Here is an 857-nt window from a genome sequence, read left to right as displayed (position 1 = left end):
CAACGCCTGCTGGCCTTCGCGCGACGGCAGCAACTGGACCCGAGGCCAGTCGATGCAGATGGGCTGGTCAGTGGCCTGGCGGATTTGATCCGCCGCACGATGGGGCCCGCGATTGGGGTGGAGCTGCGGCTGTGCGGCGGTACCGGGAGCGTGCTGTGTGACTCGAACGAGTTGGAGAGCGCGCTGCTGAACCTCTGCATCAACGCGCGTGACGTGATGCCCGAGGGTGGGCGGCTCACGATCGGGACGGAGCCGGTGCACCTGCCAGCGGCCGACATCCCGGACGGAGAGGTCCAACCGGGCCGCTACATGGCGATCTCGGTCACGGATACCGGAACGGGCATGCCGCCGGGGGTGCTGGAACGGGTGTTCGAGCCGTTTTTCACCACCAAGCCGCAGGGCCAGGGCACCGGGCTGGGACTAAGCCAGGTGTATGGTTTTGTCCGGCAGTCGGGTGGCCTGGTCAGGATCGAGAGTGCGCCAGGGCGGGGCACCACGGTCCGCCTGTTCCTGCCCCTGCACGATCGTGCGGCAGCGGCCGAGCAGCGGAGCGCACCGCCCCCGCCTCAGCCCGTCTCACGGGGGACGGTGCTGCTGGTCGATGACGAAGACGCGGTGCGCAGCCCAGCCGCCGACCGGCTGCGCGAACTTGGCTATCGCGTGCTAGAGGCGCGGGATGGCCCGGAGGCGCTGCAGATGCTCGCCACCTCCCGCCCCGACCTGCTGGTCACCGATGTCGGGCTGCCGCATGGCATGAACGGACGGCAAGTGGCTGAGGCGGCGCGCGAGCGGATGCCGGGGCTGCCGGTGCTGTTCATCACCGGCTATGCCGGCACGGCGCTCGTGCCAGGCGTCGA

General features: G+C 70.0%; 1 protein-coding gene. It reads left to right on the top strand.

Annotated elements, in window-relative coordinates:
• Window positions 1-857 (top strand): ATP-binding protein (locus JMJ55_RS30425; RefSeq protein ID WP_202829343.1); only part of this gene is annotated, 857 nt, incomplete at both ends.

This window comes from Belnapia mucosa (assembly GCF_016775475.1).
Taxonomy (GTDB): domain Bacteria; phylum Pseudomonadota; class Alphaproteobacteria; order Acetobacterales; family Acetobacteraceae; genus Belnapia; species Belnapia mucosa.
The sequence above is the reverse complement of the archived record's forward strand: the minus strand, read 5'-3'. Positions and strand labels throughout refer to the sequence as shown.